This is a genomic window from Blautia sp. AF17-9LB, from assembly GCF_003479185.1.
GTDB lineage: Bacteria > Bacillota > Clostridia > Lachnospirales > Lachnospiraceae > Fusicatenibacter > Fusicatenibacter saccharivorans.
The window spans coordinates 23,770-39,874 of record NZ_QUGU01000007.1 but is presented as its reverse complement, the minus strand read 5'-3'; the positions used below and the strand labels follow the sequence as shown (position 1 = coordinate 39,874).

The 16,105-nt window shown below is 52.2% G+C and carries 14 protein-coding genes and 1 riboswitch; all 14 genes read right to left on the bottom strand.

Annotated features, from left to right (window positions below; genetic code table 11):
• Positions 1 to 33: 33 nt before the first annotated feature.
• Entirely contained in the window at positions 34 to 645 is a 612-nt protein-coding gene (locus DWX00_RS08965; protein ID WP_022462174.1) for a hypothetical protein, read from the bottom strand.
• A gap of 139 nt (positions 646 to 784) precedes the next feature.
• Positions 785 to 2,089 (bottom strand): sirohydrochlorin cobaltochelatase, encoded by a 1,305-nt coding sequence (locus DWX00_RS08960; RefSeq protein ID WP_117761012.1) that lies wholly within the window; start codon positions 2,087 to 2,089, stop codon positions 785 to 787.
• A gap of 294 nt (positions 2,090 to 2,383) precedes the next feature.
• A riboswitch (cobalamin riboswitch) is annotated at positions 2,384 to 2,577 on the bottom strand.
• A gap of 63 nt (positions 2,578 to 2,640) precedes the next feature.
• Entirely contained in the window at positions 2,641 to 4,371 is a 1,731-nt protein-coding gene (locus DWX00_RS08955; RefSeq protein WP_118595123.1) for an amino acid ABC transporter ATP-binding/permease protein, read from the bottom strand.
• Positions 4,371 to 6,110, bottom strand: coding sequence for an ABC transporter ATP-binding protein/permease (locus tag DWX00_RS08950; RefSeq protein ID WP_118595076.1), 1,740 nt, complete (start codon positions 6,108 to 6,110; stop codon positions 4,371 to 4,373). The genes DWX00_RS08955 and DWX00_RS08950 overlap by 1 nt, the downstream gene beginning before the upstream one ends.
• 13 nt (positions 6,111 to 6,123) lie before the next feature.
• Complete coding sequence (locus DWX00_RS08945) at positions 6,124 to 6,471, bottom strand: nitrous oxide-stimulated promoter family protein (RefSeq protein ID WP_022462170.1); 348 nt, start codon at positions 6,469 to 6,471, stop codon at positions 6,124 to 6,126.
• The gene (locus DWX00_RS08940; protein WP_118595075.1) at positions 6,468 to 6,872 is read right to left on the bottom strand and encodes a YbaN family protein; all 405 of its coding nucleotides are present in this window, start codon (positions 6,870 to 6,872) and stop codon (positions 6,468 to 6,470) included. Before DWX00_RS08940 ends, DWX00_RS08945 begins: the two co-directional genes overlap by 4 nt.
• Before the next feature lie 705 nt (positions 6,873 to 7,577).
• Entirely contained in the window at positions 7,578 to 9,287 is a 1,710-nt protein-coding gene (locus tag DWX00_RS08935; protein ID WP_118595074.1) for an acetyl-CoA carboxylase carboxyltransferase subunit alpha, read from the bottom strand.
• A 557-nt stretch (positions 9,288 to 9,844) separates the two neighbouring features.
• Positions 9,845 to 11,191 (bottom strand): acetyl-CoA carboxylase biotin carboxylase subunit, encoded by a 1,347-nt coding sequence (locus tag DWX00_RS08930; protein ID WP_117801507.1) that lies wholly within the window; start codon positions 11,189 to 11,191, stop codon positions 9,845 to 9,847.
• Positions 11,188 to 11,625 carry a 3-hydroxyacyl-ACP dehydratase FabZ gene (gene fabZ, locus DWX00_RS08925; protein ID WP_022462591.1) on the bottom strand — a complete coding sequence of 146 codons (438 nt, stop codon included), beginning with the start codon at positions 11,623 to 11,625 and terminating at the stop codon, positions 11,188 to 11,190. Before fabZ ends, DWX00_RS08930 begins: the two co-directional genes overlap by 4 nt.
• A 26-nt stretch (positions 11,626 to 11,651) precedes the next feature.
• Positions 11,652 to 12,167, bottom strand: a complete 516-nt coding sequence (gene accB, locus DWX00_RS08920) for an acetyl-CoA carboxylase biotin carboxyl carrier protein (RefSeq protein ID WP_055218562.1) — start codon at positions 12,165 to 12,167, stop codon at positions 11,652 to 11,654.
• Positions 12,168 to 12,203: 36 nt separating this feature from the next.
• Complete coding sequence (gene fabF / locus DWX00_RS08915; RefSeq protein ID WP_118595073.1) at positions 12,204 to 13,439, bottom strand: beta-ketoacyl-ACP synthase II; 1,236 nt, start codon at positions 13,437 to 13,439, stop codon at positions 12,204 to 12,206.
• A 16-nt stretch (positions 13,440 to 13,455) separates the two neighbouring features.
• Entirely contained in the window at positions 13,456 to 14,196 is a 741-nt protein-coding gene (gene fabG / locus DWX00_RS08910) for a 3-oxoacyl-[acyl-carrier-protein] reductase (protein ID WP_022462594.1), read from the bottom strand.
• A 28-nt stretch (positions 14,197 to 14,224) separates the two neighbouring features.
• The gene (gene fabD / locus DWX00_RS08905) at positions 14,225 to 15,145 is read right to left on the bottom strand and encodes an ACP S-malonyltransferase (protein WP_118595072.1); all 921 of its coding nucleotides are present in this window, start codon (positions 15,143 to 15,145) and stop codon (positions 14,225 to 14,227) included.
• Positions 15,142 to 16,080, bottom strand: coding sequence for an enoyl-[acyl-carrier-protein] reductase FabK (fabK, locus tag DWX00_RS08900; protein ID WP_022462596.1), 939 nt, complete (start codon positions 16,078 to 16,080; stop codon positions 15,142 to 15,144). Before fabK ends, fabD begins: the two co-directional genes overlap by 4 nt.
• Positions 16,081 to 16,105 lie beyond the last annotated feature (25 nt).

Genomic DNA, 16,105 nt, shown 5'->3' with positions numbered 1-16,105 from the left:
CCTTCTGTGGATATCTTTTGTTTTCTTCCGGGATTACTCCTGCGGTACCGGATTGGATACGCTGACTACATGATCATACCAGGTTCCTTTTTTACCAATGATCGCAACATTGAAATCCTCGTCCAGTTTTTCTACCGGGATATCAAAGCCGTACACTTCATCTGTGGTTCCGTCAGAATACGTTACCTCATCTGTGGTCGGCTCGATCAGCTCTGCGCCGTCTGCCTGTGCTTCTTCTTTTGTTCCCACAAAGACATTGACAATGTTTTTGGATACCAGGCTGACGTGGATGGTCATTTTTCCGTCTTTTACCGTCAGGACACCCTTTCCTTCTTTTGCTTCATTGACATGGAACATATTGCTGTCTGTATTGAAGTCTGCCGTATACGTACCGTCTTCCAGCTCTGATGCGCTGCTTTCTCCTGCAGTCTCCGCTGCCGATGCGCTTTCTGCTGAAACATCTGATGTGGATGTACTGCTCTCTGCCTTAGATGCATCCTGTACAGAAGCGGAAGATGCGTCTGCCGCAGAAGACGCAGATACTGCAGATGCAGAAGATGACGCTGCATCCTTTCCGCCACATGCGCCGAGCATGGATACAGTCAGTGCTGCTCCAAGAAAAAGAACTGCCAATTTTTTTCTCATAATAAAATTCCTCCTTGTATCACCTTGAAGCGGATCTTTTTCATCCGCTCAACTTAAAATCCGACAGCACACTGAGTCTCTTCAGCCGTACTGCCGGATCTTATTTTACTCTATTTTACGTTCGGAATACAACCCCTAATTATTCAGCATCGTCCTGAACGCCGTTGCCGTCCATAGCTGCCTTGGTGTGCTGTACATACAGCTGCTCAACAGCATCAATTCTTCCAAGACCTTCGATCTGAGTGTTGATCTCATCGAATGCACCGGATGCCTCAAACTGGCTCTTCCAGGAATCCTCATCCTCGCCTGCCATATCGTTGTTTGCGTGGTCACCTGCAACAACCATCAGCGGACGAAGAATTACTTTCTTGTATCCGGCTGCTTTTACTGCCTCGATCACATTCTCGCAGGCGGTCTCTTCCGGCTCGCCCTCAACGGTTCCGATGAATACGTTTTTGTATCCAAGAGTATCCATCTGTGTCTGCATCTGGCTGTAAGTTACTTTTGCATTGTGGGAAGTACCATGTCCCATAAATACGAAAGCAGTGCCGTCCTCTGCTGCTGCATCCAGACTGTCATAATTTGCAGATTTTACTGCCTGTGCCGTGATTGCTTCTGCAACGGCCTGTTTGTCCTCGTTGATTACGGTAGCGTCACTTCCAACCTCGCCAAGCAGCGGCTCTGCGATGGTTACGGACTCAAATTTATCTTTATAGCTATCTACTGCTTCTTTCAGCTCGTCGTACTCTGCGCCGTGCATCAGATGAGTCGGCTGAATAATCAGTTTTTTCACGCCATTGCTTACAGCTCTTTCCAGTGCCTGATCTACGTTGTCGATCTTCTCGTCATCGCGGGCCTGTACATGGTTGATGATGATCTGTGCAGTGAAGGCACGTCTTACGGACCAGTCCGGATATGCAGCCTGCAGAGCTTTCTCAACGCCTCCGATATCCTCAGCACGGCTGTCGTTGAAGGAAGTACCAAAGCTTACAACCAGAAGCTCATTCTCGCCGATCTCGTCTCCGTTTAACGGATCATCCTTGGAAGCATCCCCTGTGTCTCTTCCGAAGTAATCCGGATCTGCGTTCTCACCTTCTACGAGTTCTTTCTGTGCGTCTGTCAGGGCATCCCATGCCTCTTTTGCTTCTTTGCACTGCTCGTCGGTGTTATCATTTCTTTCCTGTACATAAATTGCGTCAATCAAAGCTGCCACTTTATCTGCTGCCTCCTGGTCTGCATCTGCGGATACCTCTTCAGATGCAGAAGATGCGCTTACGCTGCTGCTTGCTGCTGTGGTGTCTTCCTCAGATGCGGAAGATGCACTTACGCTGCTTGTTGCTGTGCTGCTTGCGCTGCTGCTGGATGCGTTGCTGCTTCCGCATGCGCCGAGCATAGATGTTACCATAGCTGCTGAAATTAAAGCGACTACAAGTTTCTTTTTCATTTTTGTTTTCCTCCCATTTGCTGGTATCTTTGCAACAACCAATATCGGGGACGTTTTACATTTCAAACTATGAGAAACACGCTCCGCGAGTTTCTCAAGTTATCGCGGCAGTCGCTAAGGTCTCGTGCAAGCACGGACTTTGGCTCGTTGCCCGCGTAAATAGAAAGAAGCCCTTTCGTTTTTCAACGAGGGGCTTCCAGTATTTTTATCACAAAGAAAACCATCTCACCCGCTGTGGGGCAAATGTCCGCTTTCCTGTTTTGTACTGCCAGTTCCTCGTGGCACGAACGTAACGTTCCTGTACTGCGAAAGGCAGGTCTCCCGGCTCATTGCTTCAGGATTTGACTCCAGCGCATCGGTCTCCTTCCCGGTTTCCCAGTGGATCATTCCCCTGCTTGCAAAATACGGTGACGAGTTCGTGCAGGATTCACACCTGCTTCCCTTTTCACCGGACACGTATGTCCGACACCTTACACATCGATATTTAATTGTCTTTTCTTTAACGACTGTTAGTGTAGCACATCGTCTTTTCTCTGTCAAGTGCTGTAAAATCAGGAAATCCGGCCATTTTCCATTTCATATACCACATCCGCGACGTTCATCGTGGACACTCTGTGCGATACGAGCACAATGGTTTTCTCTTCTGCCGATTCTTTCAGGGATTTCAGAATAATTCCTTCATTTAAGGAATCAAGATTCGATGTCGGCTCGTCCAGCAGGATCATGGATGCGTCATGCAGGAATGCCCGCGCGATACCGATCCGCTGTTTTTCTCCGCCGGACAGCGTATCGCCGAGTTCTCCGACTTCGGTGTCGTAGCCGTTTGGCAGTGTCATGATGAAATCATGTATGGACACCTTCTTCGCCGCCTCCATAATTTCTTCCCGCGTCGCGCCGGGTTTTGCAATAGCGATATTGTTCGCAATCGAATCGTGGAACAGGTGTGTCTCCTGCGTCACATAGCTTTCCATATCGCGCAGATGCTTTGTCGGGATTTTGCGGACATCGGCTCCGTCCACGGAAACGCGCCCCGTCTGGACATCCCAGAAGCGCATCAGAAGTTTTAAGATCGTCGATTTTCCGGAACCGCTCGCGCCGTGGATGCCGGTGATTTTTCCCGGTTCCAGTTTCAGCGAATACTGATCCAGAATCGTCTCGTCTTCGTAGGCAAACGTTACATTCTGCGCCTCGGCTCCTGCAAATGCGTGGTCACCGCCGGATGCCGCATCTCCCGGAATTTCCTCCACCAGCGGCGCTTCCTCGAGAAGGGAAAGCACACGCTCGCCGCTTGCCAGCGTCTGATTCAGGTTATTCGACAGGCTGGACAGCGCCACGACCGGGCCGAAGGAACCCATCATCGCGACTGTGCAGGTCAGGACTCCCTCAAATCCGATCCCGCCTTTCGTGTAAAGATAGATCGTCAGTGCCAGCATGCCGAACGATGCCAGAAGAATCACCATGTTGGTGACAGACCGCTGGGAGCCTTCCATGCGGCTTAAGTTTTCCTGCACAGAAGCCAGTTCTTTCGACCGCCCTGACATCTGCTCTTTCCGTTTTTCGCCCTGTCCGTACTGAATCGTCTCGTCGAGGCCACGCAGGGAATCCAGCACGAAGCTGTTCAGCTCGCCAAAGCCTGTCCGGAACTCCATTCCTTTCTGGCTTCCGCGCTTTCCGTTCCACATCGGGATCACAACGCCGACCGTCAGATACGCCGCAAGTGCAAGCAGCCCTGCCAGAACATGGTATCTTCCAATGAAGCATACCATAATCAGAGAAGTTAATGCTGCAATCGCAATCGGGGAAATCGTATGCGCATAGAATACTTCCAGAAGTTCGATATCGGTTGTGATAATCGAAATCAGATTTCCTTTGTCCCGTCCTTCCAGCTTCGCCGGGCAGAGCTTCCGCAAAGCTGCAAACACTTTATGGCGGATGATCGCCAGCAGTTTAAAAGCAATAAAGTGGTTGCAGTACTGCTCCGCATAATGCAGAATGCCGCGCAGCACCGCGATCACGATCATCACCGTGAGTATCGTTTTTACCGGGGTATGTACAAGCCACATGTTTTGCACCGAAAGGCTCGTCCCTGCCGCGCCCGTCAGTAAGCCATGCACGATGACCTGTCCTGCCAGAATCGTCAGGAAGATCGCACATAAATATCCCATTGTTCCAAGAATAATTGCCGCCATCATAATATGAAGCAATGGCTTCACCAGCCCGATCAGGCTTCCCATAATCCGGAGGGCGCTTCTGCGTTTTGCTGTATTTTTCTTCTCGTTCATCATGCATTCCCCTCCTTTCCATAGTTTTCCAGTACCATCTGGCTGTCGTACAGATGACGGTATGCGCCGTTCTGTTCCATCAGTTCCGCATGCGTTCCACGCTCGCAGATGGTACCGTTTTTCAGGAAATAAATCTGATCTGACTGTACGACGTTCGCAAGGCGGTGGGAAATCAGCAATACCGTTTTCGTCTTTGCGAGTTCATGAATCACATTCATGATCAGCTCTTCACTCTCGACATCAATATTCGATGCGGCTTCATCAAAGATATACACCGCACTGTCGCTCCGAAGCAGCGCCCGCGCAATCACAAGACGCTGGCACTGGCCGCCGGAGAGGTTTCCTGCTTTTTCGAGAAGCCCTGTCTGCAGTCCGTTCTGTGTCTGTAAGAATCCCAGCAGATTGACTTTCTGCAGAACCGCCTCCATCTCCTCCTTCGTCGCATCCGGTTTCGCCATGCGCAGGTTCTCTTCTACGGTTCCTTTAAATAAGTAACTGTTGTGGCGGACCAGAACAACGTGCTTCATCAGATCCGTCTCAGCGACTTCCGAGAGCGGCACACCGCCCAGGGTGATGCGCCCTGTATATCCACGGTTCTTTGCCGCAAGGATACCCGCAATCGTACTCTTTCCGCAGCCGGATTCGCCGACCAGCGATACAAAACTGCCCGCCGGGAGTGTAAGGTCAATGCCTTTTAAGATTTCCCGGTCTTCTTCATAGGAAAAATGCACATCCTCCAACACAACATCCAGCGGTCCGTCCGGCAGCGTCCGTTCTCCCGCCTGCGGCTCCGGCAGATCAAGGATTTTGAAAATCTTGTCACTCGCCGCCATGCCGTTCATCGCGATGTGGAAGAACGATCCGAGCAGACGCAGCGGCAGGAAAAACTCACTCGCCAGCAGCACAATGCAGAGCGTTCCGGACACGGTGAGGTTTCCTTTCAGAAATTCCGATACCGCCACCGCCATGCCAACCGCCGCGCCGCCGTATGCTACGATGTCCATCACGCTCGTTGAGTTGAGCTGCATCGTCAGAACTTTCATCGTGATCCGGCGGAAGTTCTGGGATTCCACATCCATCTCGTCGGCTTTCTGCTGGTCGGCCTGATAGATTTTTAAGGTCGTCAGGCCTTGCAGATTTTCAAGGAACGAATCGCCGAGCCCTGTGTAAATACTCCAATATTTGTTCAGCAGCTTCTTCGCAATCTTCTGTACCACTACGATCGAAACTGGGATCAGCGGCACGCAGATCAGAAGGACCATGCTCGCTTTCAAGCTCACCCGGCAGAGGATGGCGAACAGCGTGAGCGGTGCGAGCAGGCTGTAAAACAGCTGCGGCAGATACTTTCCAAAGTATGTTTCGAGCTGCTCCACACCTTCGGTGGACACCTGTACGACCTCTGAGGAAGACACCTGCTCGCTGTACGATGCACCGATCTTCAGCATTTTTTCATAAATTTTCTCACGCAGAATCCGTTTCACATCCACACACGCAAGATACGACGACCGCGCGCCCATCCGCTCGCAGAAAAAGCGGATCACAACAACAATTGCCAGTGTAAAAATCGTCCGTTTCACAGCCGCTGCCGTTACCGCACCATACACGACCCGTTCCAGCAGATCGGCGACCGTAAATACCGCGATCACCTGCGACAGAAGCGCCGCCCACTGCCACAGAATCGTGTACACGATATACTTTTTCGCGTGGGACAGCAGCCCCACCAGTCTTGTTTTAATCATAAGTACCTCTCTTTTATGCTTTTGCTTTTCGCTTCTCTCTCATGCTGCAGATTAAATGCCAGATAGCTAAAATCGGATGATACAGCAGCATCCTCGGCCCCGAAAACCGCATAACGGCGCGGATCTTTTCCCGCATTTCCGGCTTGTAGCAGTGTACTTTGCAGTTTGCGCAGAATGTTTTCTGTTCCATGAAGGGACATTTCTGGCTCCGCTGTTTTGCATAGTCCGCTAATTTCTGACATTCCGGACACATTCCGCCGGATGCATGCCCCTCTTTTCCATGGTTCTTCCGGCAGTACAGGCGGATCATCTCTTCCACGACGTACTGTTCTTTCTGCCGCTTTTTTTCTACTTTGTTCATTTTGTTTCTCCTAGGATATGATCTTCTATTTTTACGGTTTTGACCCGCAGGAAGAAATACAAAATATGGCACATCCATACCACAGCAATACAGATTCTTCCAATCGGCACATTCTTCATAGCAAAAAAGCCGATCGCCATCACAACCGTTACCATCCCGATGATTTTACATTTCGTTCCTACCGTCATCGCCCGATGCTGTACGAAGCTGTCGAGATGCTTCTTATATAATTGAGTTCCAATAAACCAGCTGTGCAGCCGTTCCGAACTTTTCGCAAAGCAGAACAGGGTCGCCATATAGAATGGAACTGTCGGCAGAATCGGAAGCACAATGCCGATGGTGCCAAATCCCAGGCACAGAAAGCCGAGTACGATCCAAAATATTTTAAATGGACTCTTCACAATTTTCCTCCTTTCTCACCGAATATTAAAATAGAAAAATAGCCGCTCATGGTTCTTGCGAATACATGAGCGGTTAGTTGTCGCTTACGCTAGTTATAGATTAACATTATTTAACTTTCATGTCAAACACATTTCACTCCTGAGAGAACGCTCCTCTGCTTGCAGAATAACTGCTGTTATTTCAACTCACGAAGTGTGATACATCATACTCTAAATAATTCCGCCAATGTTTGAAGATTCAACTCACGGAGGGCGACAAAGGAATCGGGCCGGTTGTGTGGGGACGCATCATTTCAACTCACGCCCTCACGGAGGGCGACGCTGCGCCTTCAGTTCATCCGTCAATCCATTGATGTTATACTCAATATACGGGTGCTGCCATAACGGTAGGCGGTTAGTCCTTCTACGGAGGGACTGTGACTCTCCGATTACATAGAAACCCTTTATATGGGAATTCCTTGGAAAGGAGGGCTAAGCCATGAGTATTATCGACTTCATAGCAGTTGTAAGTTTCGGCTTAACCTGCTTTAGCCTTGGATACAACTTCGGCAAAGATACTGCGAAATCACAAAAATAGCCGCCCAGTCCTGCAAACTTTGGCGACTATTTTTACATAAACCAATAAATATGGACTAACCGTCTATCGGTAGCACTCTTTTCAATATCATAATATCATGCATTTCAGAATATGTCAAAATCTTCTTTTCACATATCCCGAAATCTCCGATACCTCTCCTCTACCAGTTCTTCCCCATCCATCTTCTCATACTTTTCCAGGAATCTCAGAATTTTGCCTCTCAATTCTTCACACACCACTGGCATTGTGTCCACCGTAAACTCCCCCGGCTCTTCCACAATCTCTTCTACAATTCCCAGTTCCTTCAAATCCCCCGCCGTCAGCTTCATCACCTCGGCGGCCTCCAGCGCGCGTTTGCCGTCTTTCCACAGGATGCTTGCAAATCCCTCCGGCGACAGGATGGAGTAGATGGCATTCTGCATCATCCACACTTCATCCGCCACGGCGAGTGCCAGTGCACCGCCGCTGCCGCCTTCTGAAATGACAATAGAAAGAACCGGCGTTTTTAACGCTGACATTTCATACAGGTTCCGCGCAATCGCCTCGCCCTGGCCGCGTTCTTCGGCTTCCATTCCGCAGAAGGCGCCTGGGGTGTCTACGAGACAGATAACAGGCCTGTGGAATTTTTCGGCCTGTTTCATCAGACGCAGGGCTTTGCGGTAGCCCTCCGGGGACGGCATGCCGAAATTGCGGCGGATGTTTTCTTTCGTATCCGCGCCTTTCGCCTCGGCGATGACCGTGACCGGTGTGCCGTCAAACGATGCAATACCGCCGATGATCGCCGCATCATCGCCATACAGTCGATCACCATGAAACTCAATAAAATCAGGAAACAGCTCCCGAATATAATCTTCTCCCACCGGTCGGTCCTTTTTCCGCGCTTTCTGCACACAGTCCCAAGCCGATGTTTTCTCTCCCGTTTCTGGTGCTGCCAAAGACCGCTTCACGTCTCCATCCCCCAAAGTCAGCACTTCCGAGGAAACTTCGATATCTTTCCCATGCATCCGCAGAATCTCCGACAGCACCTCTTTCGCCTCTTCTCTTGGCAGAATCCGATCCACAAACCCATGCTCCACCAGAAACTCCGCCCGCTGGAATCCTTTCGGCAGTTTCTGTCCTATTGTCTGCTCAATAACCCTCGGTCCCGCAAACCCGATCAGCGCATGCGGCTCCGCCAGAATAATGTCCCCCAGCATCGCCCAGCTTGCTGTCACGCCGCCCGTCGTCGGGTCCGTCAGCACACTCACATACAAAAGCCCCGCATCACTGTGTCTTTTCAGCGCCGCCGACGTCTTCGCCATCTGCATCAGAGAAACAATCCCCTCCTGCATCCGCGCCCCTCCCGAGCACGCAAACAAAATCACCGGCAGCGAAAGCTTCGTCGCCCTCTCCACCGCCCGCGTAATCTTCTCCCCAACAGCCTCACCCATACTGGCCATCATAAACCTGCCATCACAGACCCCGATCACCGTCTCCATCCCGTTGATCCGTCCCTTACCAGTCACAACAGCCTCCGTAAGTCCTGTTCTCTCCTGCAGAGTCCTCACCTTCTCTTCATACCCCGGAAACCCCAGCGGATTCCCCGCCGTCATCCCCTGATCCCATTCCTCAAAACTCCCATCATCCAGAAGAAACTCAATCCTCCGATACGCATGCACCCGAAAATAATTCCCACACTTCGGACAAATATAAAGATTCCTCTTCACATCCTCCGTAAAAATAGCCCCCTTACAAGCATTACACTTCTTCAAAATCCCCTGCGGCGCCTCCGGCACCACCCCATCCGCCGTGTGCTCCTTCCGAAACACCGTCTTCTTAAAATACTTACCCAGCATCATACCACCATCACTCCTTACGTCATAACACTTTCACTCTATTGTCACCATAACAATCTTCCAACCTCACACCTCACCCATCGAGGCATTCATTCTCTCTTCACCGCTCACTCCTGTCATCCCAGCCGCACCGCCCTGCGGTGTCGCTGACCACACTCTCCCAGTCGTGTGTCTGATCTCAGCCGCCCGGCAGTACAGCAGAGGGGGACGGCGCATTTGCAGGAGGAACTATAGCAAGACCCGAAAATAATGCAAAAAAGGCAGTGCTGCAGAGCGCGAATTGCAAGGAACAGATTTGAAGGCGTCCCGGGGTACGACGAAAATCTGTGACGCAGTAATTCACGCTCTGCGGTGCTGAATTTTTTGCATTATTTTCGGGGATTGCTATAGAAACACTTAGGCTTCCAGAATTTGCGTTATTTTCAAAAATCCAACTGTCTGAGCGACAGCGAGTTTTGGATTTTTGAAAATGGTTTTAGCAAATGCTGGAGACCTTAGTGTTTCTTTCCTCTGAAACCGCGCCGTCCCCCTCTGCTGTACTGCCGGGCGGCGTCCGTCTCTCACAATCTCTCCGTCAACCGCTCCACAAACTCAATATCCGCCCTCCCGGCCAGATACTCCTCTTCATTTAAAATAGAATACAAATAATCAACGTTAGTGTCGACTCCCTCGATGACGACTTCCCCCAGCGCACTCCTCATCCGCGCAATCGCCTCCTCACGCGTCCTCCCATGCACAATCAATTTCGCCAGCATCGAATCATAAAACGCCGGAATCACATACCCGTCATACGCCGCTGTATCCACCCGTACTCCAAATCCCCCAGGCAGATGCATCTCCGTAATCTTCCCCGGACAAGGCCTGAAATTCTTCGCCGGATTCTCCGCATTAATCCTGCACTCAATCGCATGCCCCGAAAGCCGGACCTCCCCCTGCGTCACCGACAGCGGCATCCCCGAAGCCACCCGAAGCTGTTCCTGAATCAGATCCACCCCCGTGACCCACTCCGTCACCGGATGCTCCACCTGAATCCGCGTATTCATCTCCATAAAATAAAAATTCCCGTCCGGCTCCAGCAGAAACTCAATCGTCCCCGCATTCGCATAATGCGCCGCCTTCGCCGCCCGGACCGCCGCCGAGCCCATCCGCTCCCGCAGCGTGTCATCAATCGCCACACAAGGCGACTCCTCAATCATCTTCTGATGATTCCTCTGAATCGAGCAGTCCCGCTCCCCAAGATGAATCACATTCCCGAACGAGTCCGCCATAATCTGAAACTCCACATGACGCGGATGACGAATCAGCCGCTCCACATACATCGTCTCGTCCGCAAACGAACTTTTAGCCTCCTTCTGCGCCGTCTGAAACGCACTCTGGAACTCCCCGCGCGTCTCCGCCATGCGCATACCCTTGCCGCCGCCTCCAAGCGCCGCCTTAATCATCACCGGAAAACCAATCCGGTCGGCCTCAGAAAGACCCGTCTCCCAGTCAAAAACAGGTTCCTTCGTCCCCGGAATCACCGGCACACCGGCTGCCTGCATCGTATTTCGTGCCTCAGACTTATTACCCAGCCGATCCATCACCTCAGGAGATGGACCAATCCACGTAATGTGGCACTCCTGGCATCTCCGCGCAAACGTGCTGTTCTCCGACAGGAATCCAAATCCCGGATGAATCGCATCCGCCCCCGTCACAAGCGCCGCACTCAAAATACGTTCCATATTTAAATAACTGTCCTTCGACGGCGCCGGCCCGATGCACACCGCCTCATCCGCGAGCTGCGCATGCAGTGCCTCCCGGTCCGCCTCCGAATAAACAGCAACCGTGAGAATTCCCATCTCACGGCATGCCCGGATAATCCGGACCGCGATCTCCCCACGGTTTGCAATCAAAACTTTTCGAATCATTGTGCTGCCCCCACCATAAAGGTCAGTTCCGCCTGCGCGACCACCTTGCCGTCGACCGAAGCAACCGCTTCCCCGACGCCCATCGGTCCCTTGTGGCGGATAATTTTCGTCTCCAGACGAAGCTTGTCTCCCGGTTTCACTTTTCCCTTAAAGCGGCACTTGTTGATGCCGCCGAAAAATGCAATTTTTCCCTTATTCTCGTCAAGAGAAAGAATCGCAACCGCACCGACCTGCGCCAGCGCCTCGATAATCAGCACGCCCGGCATCACCGGCTCCTGCGGAAAATGACCCGCAAAAAAATCCTCGCGGTACGTCACACATTTATACCCAATGCCGAATTCGCCCGGCTCAAAATCTTCTATGTAATCCACCAGCAGAAACGGATGTCTGTGTGGAATAATCTCCTGAATCTGTTTCGTTGTCAAACTGTTCATTCGCTGCTTCCTTTCTCGTCCCGGCTTTACGCTTTTACCCGGAACAGCGGTTTTCCGTAATCAACCATCTCGCCGTTTTTCACCAGAACCTCCGCAATCACGCCGTCCACTTCGCTCTCAATCTCATTCATCAGCTTCATGGCCTCCACAATCGCTACAACCTGTCCCTTTTTCACGGTGTCGCCGACCTTCACAAACGGCTCGGCATCCTCTGCCGGAGCTGTATAAAACGTTCCGACCAGCGGGGATGTCACAAAAACGCCTTCTTCTGCTTCGCTGTGATCCTCAGCCGCTGTACTTTTTCCTGCCGTTTCTTTTCTCTCCGGCATGGCTGCTTCTTTCGCTGTCACGCCATTTGCTCCGCCCATCATCTCTGCCATCTGCAGACCGGCACCGGATGGAACCCCGCTCATCTGCACCTGCACCGGAGCTGCTTTTCCATGCTCCATGGCAATCTTGATCCCATCAGCCTCGTAATCAAACGCGGTCAGCGAAGAATCCGAAACTTTATCAATCAACTGTAAAATCTGATCTAATTCCATCTTATTTTCCTTTCTGCACCGGAACACGATGCCGCTTTATTCATATTTCTGAAACAGCAGCACCGCATTGTGGCCGCCAAAACCAAGGGAATTGCTCATTGCCAGTTTCACATCGGTTTCCACCGGAGCGCCGATGCAGTAATTCAGATCGCATTCCGCATCTGCTTCCTTTGTTCCAATCGTCTGATGCACGAAGCCGTCCTGAATGGATTTCGCACAGACAACAGCTTCCACACCGCCTGCCGCGCCGAGCAGATGACCGACCATCGATTTCGTCGAGTTGACCAGCACATGGTCTGCCGCATCACCGAAGGCTTTCCGGATCGCACGCGTTTCAAACAGATCGTTGTGATGTGTGGACGTTCCGTGTGCATTAATATAAGTAACTTCTTCCGGTTTTACTCCCGCTTCTTCCATCGCAAGCTCCATCGCACGTGCCGCACCGCTTCCATCTTCCAATGGAGAAGTAATGTGGTACGCGTCGCAGGTTGCGCCGTATCCGACTACCTCTGCATAGATCTTCGCGCCGCGCTGTTTCGCGTGCTCCAGCTCCTCAAGTACGAGAATGCCGGCGCCCTCGCCCATGACGAAACCGTTCCGGTCTTTATCAAATGGAATCGAAGCCCGCAGCGGATCTTCCGACTCGGAAAGTGCGGTCAGTGCCGAAAAGCCTGCCACGCCGACCGGCGTAATTGCACTCTCCGCACCACCTGCCACGCAGATGTCCGCGTCGTTGTACTGAATTGCGCGGAAGGCATCGCCAATGCAGTGCGTTCCTGTCGCACACGCCGTTACCACGCTGGTACATTTTCCTTTCGCGCCGAGTGCAATCGCAACATTTCCCGCCGCCATGTTCGCAATCATCACCGGAACGGTAAACGGGTTGACGCGGGACTGATTTCCGGCATCAATTTTGGCTTTCGCCTGCTCGCATGCATTCAGATCACCGACGCCGGAGCCCACCAGAACGCCGACGCGGAACGGATCTTCATTCTCCATGGAAATGCCGGCATCTGCAAACGCTTCTTTTGCTGCCGCAACGGCATACTGGGAGAAAGTTCCCATTCGTCTTGCCGCCTTGAAATCCATGCGTTCTTTTGCCACGAAGCCTTTGACCTCGCCTGCCAGATGTACTTTATATTCTGCTGTATCAAATTTCGTAATCGTTCCGATTCCGCAGGCTCCCTTGCGGACGCCGTTCCAGAATTCCTCCACGGTATTTCCAATCGGGGTTACCGCACCCAGCCCTGTGATGACTACTCTTCTCTTCATTCCAACTCTCCTTTTCTTAGATCACCATGCCGCCGTCGCAGTGAATCACCTGTCCGGTGATGTAAGCTGCCGCTTCAGATGCCAGAAATGCAGCCAGGTTTGCCACATCCTCCGGCTTTCCGAAATGGCCGAGCGGAATCTGGGATACGGATGCTTCTTTCACTTTATCCGAAAGAACCTCCGTCATATCGGTCTCAATAAAGCCCGGCGCAATCGCATTGACGCGGATGCCGCGGGATGCCAGTTCCCGTGCCGCTGTTTTCGTCAGGCCGATCACACCTGCTTTCGATGCCGCATAATTTGCCTGTCCTGCGTTTCCTGCCACGCCGACCACAGAAGCCATGTTGATGATGCAGCCGCTCTTCTGACGGATCATCGGCCGTGCCGCAAAGCGGATGCAGTTGAACGTTCCCTTGAGGTTTGTCTCAATGACACGATCGAAGGCTTCCTCCGACATGCCCATCAGAAGGCCGTCCTTTGTGATGCCCGCGTTGTTGACCAGAATATCGATTTTCCCATACAAAGCAAGAATTTCCTTCATCCACGCTTCACACGCCGCAAAATCCGATACATTGCACTGCATCACACAGCCGTCTCCTCCTGCCGCGCGGATTCCCGCAAGCACGGTTTCGGCCGCCTCTTTCGAACCATTGTAATTGATGACAACAAAGGCTCCCTCCGCCGCCAGTTTTTCTGCAATCGCACGCCCGATTCCGCGGGATGCGCCCGTTACTACTGCTGTTTTTCCACTTAACATCTCATTCTCCTGCTGCATAATCCACTATCTATAATAAAGTTTCGCACACCTGATGCATTTCCTCATAGGTGCGGATATTGTAACCTTTTACATCCCGGTTGATTTTTCTTAAAAAGCCGGTCAGTGTTCTTCCCGGTCCGATCTCCACGAAGGTATCAACGCCGTCCGCAATCATTGCCTCGATGCTCTGCTGCCACCGCACACCGGATGCCACCTGCTGGATCAGAAGGCCGCGCGTCAGTGCAGTATCACGCACATACTGGCCGGTTACATTCGTCACATACGGAATCTTCAACTCCATAAAACCGACGCCCTCGAGCGCTTCGGTCAGCCCCTGGGACGCAGCTTCCATCATCGGGGAATGGAACGGGCCGCTTACGTTCAGCGGAAGTACCCGCTTTGCGCCTGCTTCTTTTAACTTTTCCGAAGCCTCTGCCACTGCCGCCTCATATCCAGTGATGACAATCTGACCCGGGCAGTTGTAATTGGCAATGTAGGCGCCGGAAATCCCGCTCAAAATCTCTTCGATTTTTGCATCTTCCATGCCGAGCACCGCCGCCATCGCGCCCTCGCCTGCCGGAACGGCCTCCTCCATCAGGATGCCTCTTCTGCGGACGACCTTCATCGCATCCGCCATTTCCATACCGCCGGCGGACACAATCGCGTTGTACTCGCCAAGGCTGAGGCCCGCTGTCACATCCGGCGTAAGGCCGCACGCCCGGATGGACTGCTCCATCGCCATTCCGGTTGTCAGCAGTGCAATCTGGGTAAACTCTGTCTGATCCAGATGTTCATTTTCCTCAAAACAGAGTTTTTTCATATCAATCCCGATCAGCTCGGATGCCATATCGTAGACGGTTCTCGCTTTCGGACATGCTTCATAAAAATCCGCGCCCATGCCGACACACTGGGAACCCTGTCCCGGAAACATAAATGCTGTTTTACTCATAACCGCGCCGGTGCTCCTTTCAGAAGTTCTTCCATCTCATTCATCATCTGCTCTATGATTTCTTTGCAGCTTTTCTCGTCTTTTACCATACCTGCAATCTGACCGGACATCACGCTTCCGGTTTTGACATCGCCGTCCACAACGGCTCTTCGAAGACCGCCGAGCGTCAGTTTTTCCAGCTCTTCGAACGGAGCTCCCTCTTTTTCCAGTTCCAGATAATGGCGTGTCATCTCATTTCGGATCGCCCGCACCGGATGACCGGTTGTGCGGCCTGTCACGCGGGTATCAATATCTTTCGCCTTGATCACCAGCTGCTTGTAATTTTCATGCACAACGGCCTCTTTCGAAGCGACAAAACGCGTTCCCATCTGAACCGCCTCGGCACCCAGCATAAAGGCTGCTGCCATGCCGCGTCCGTCCGCAATTCCACCGGCCGCAATGACTGGAATTTTTACGGCATCTGCCACCTGCGGAACGAGTGCCATCGTTGTCGTCTCGCCGATATGGCCGCCGGACTCACATCCTTCTGCCACAACGGCATCTGCGCCTGCGCGCTCCATTCGTCTTGCAAGAGCCACGGAAGCGACCACCGGGATGACGCGGATACCAGCGTTTTTCCACAGTTCCATATATTTCTCCGGATTTCCTGCGCCCGTCGTAACGACTTTTACGCCTTCCTCGGCAACCACTTTTGCCACCTCATCCGCATACGGGCTCATCAGCATGATGTTGACGCCGAACGGTTTGTCCGTCAGTTTTTTTGCTTCGCGGATTTCATTCCGAACCCACTCTGCCGGTGCCGCCGATGCTCCGATGAGGCCAAGGCCGCCGGCCTCGGAAACTGCCGCTGCCAGATGATGCTCCGCCACCCAGGCCATGCCGCCCTGAATGACTGGATACTGAATCCCGAGTAATTTTGTCACTTCTGTGATCATGAATCGCTTCCTCCTGCTTCCCGAT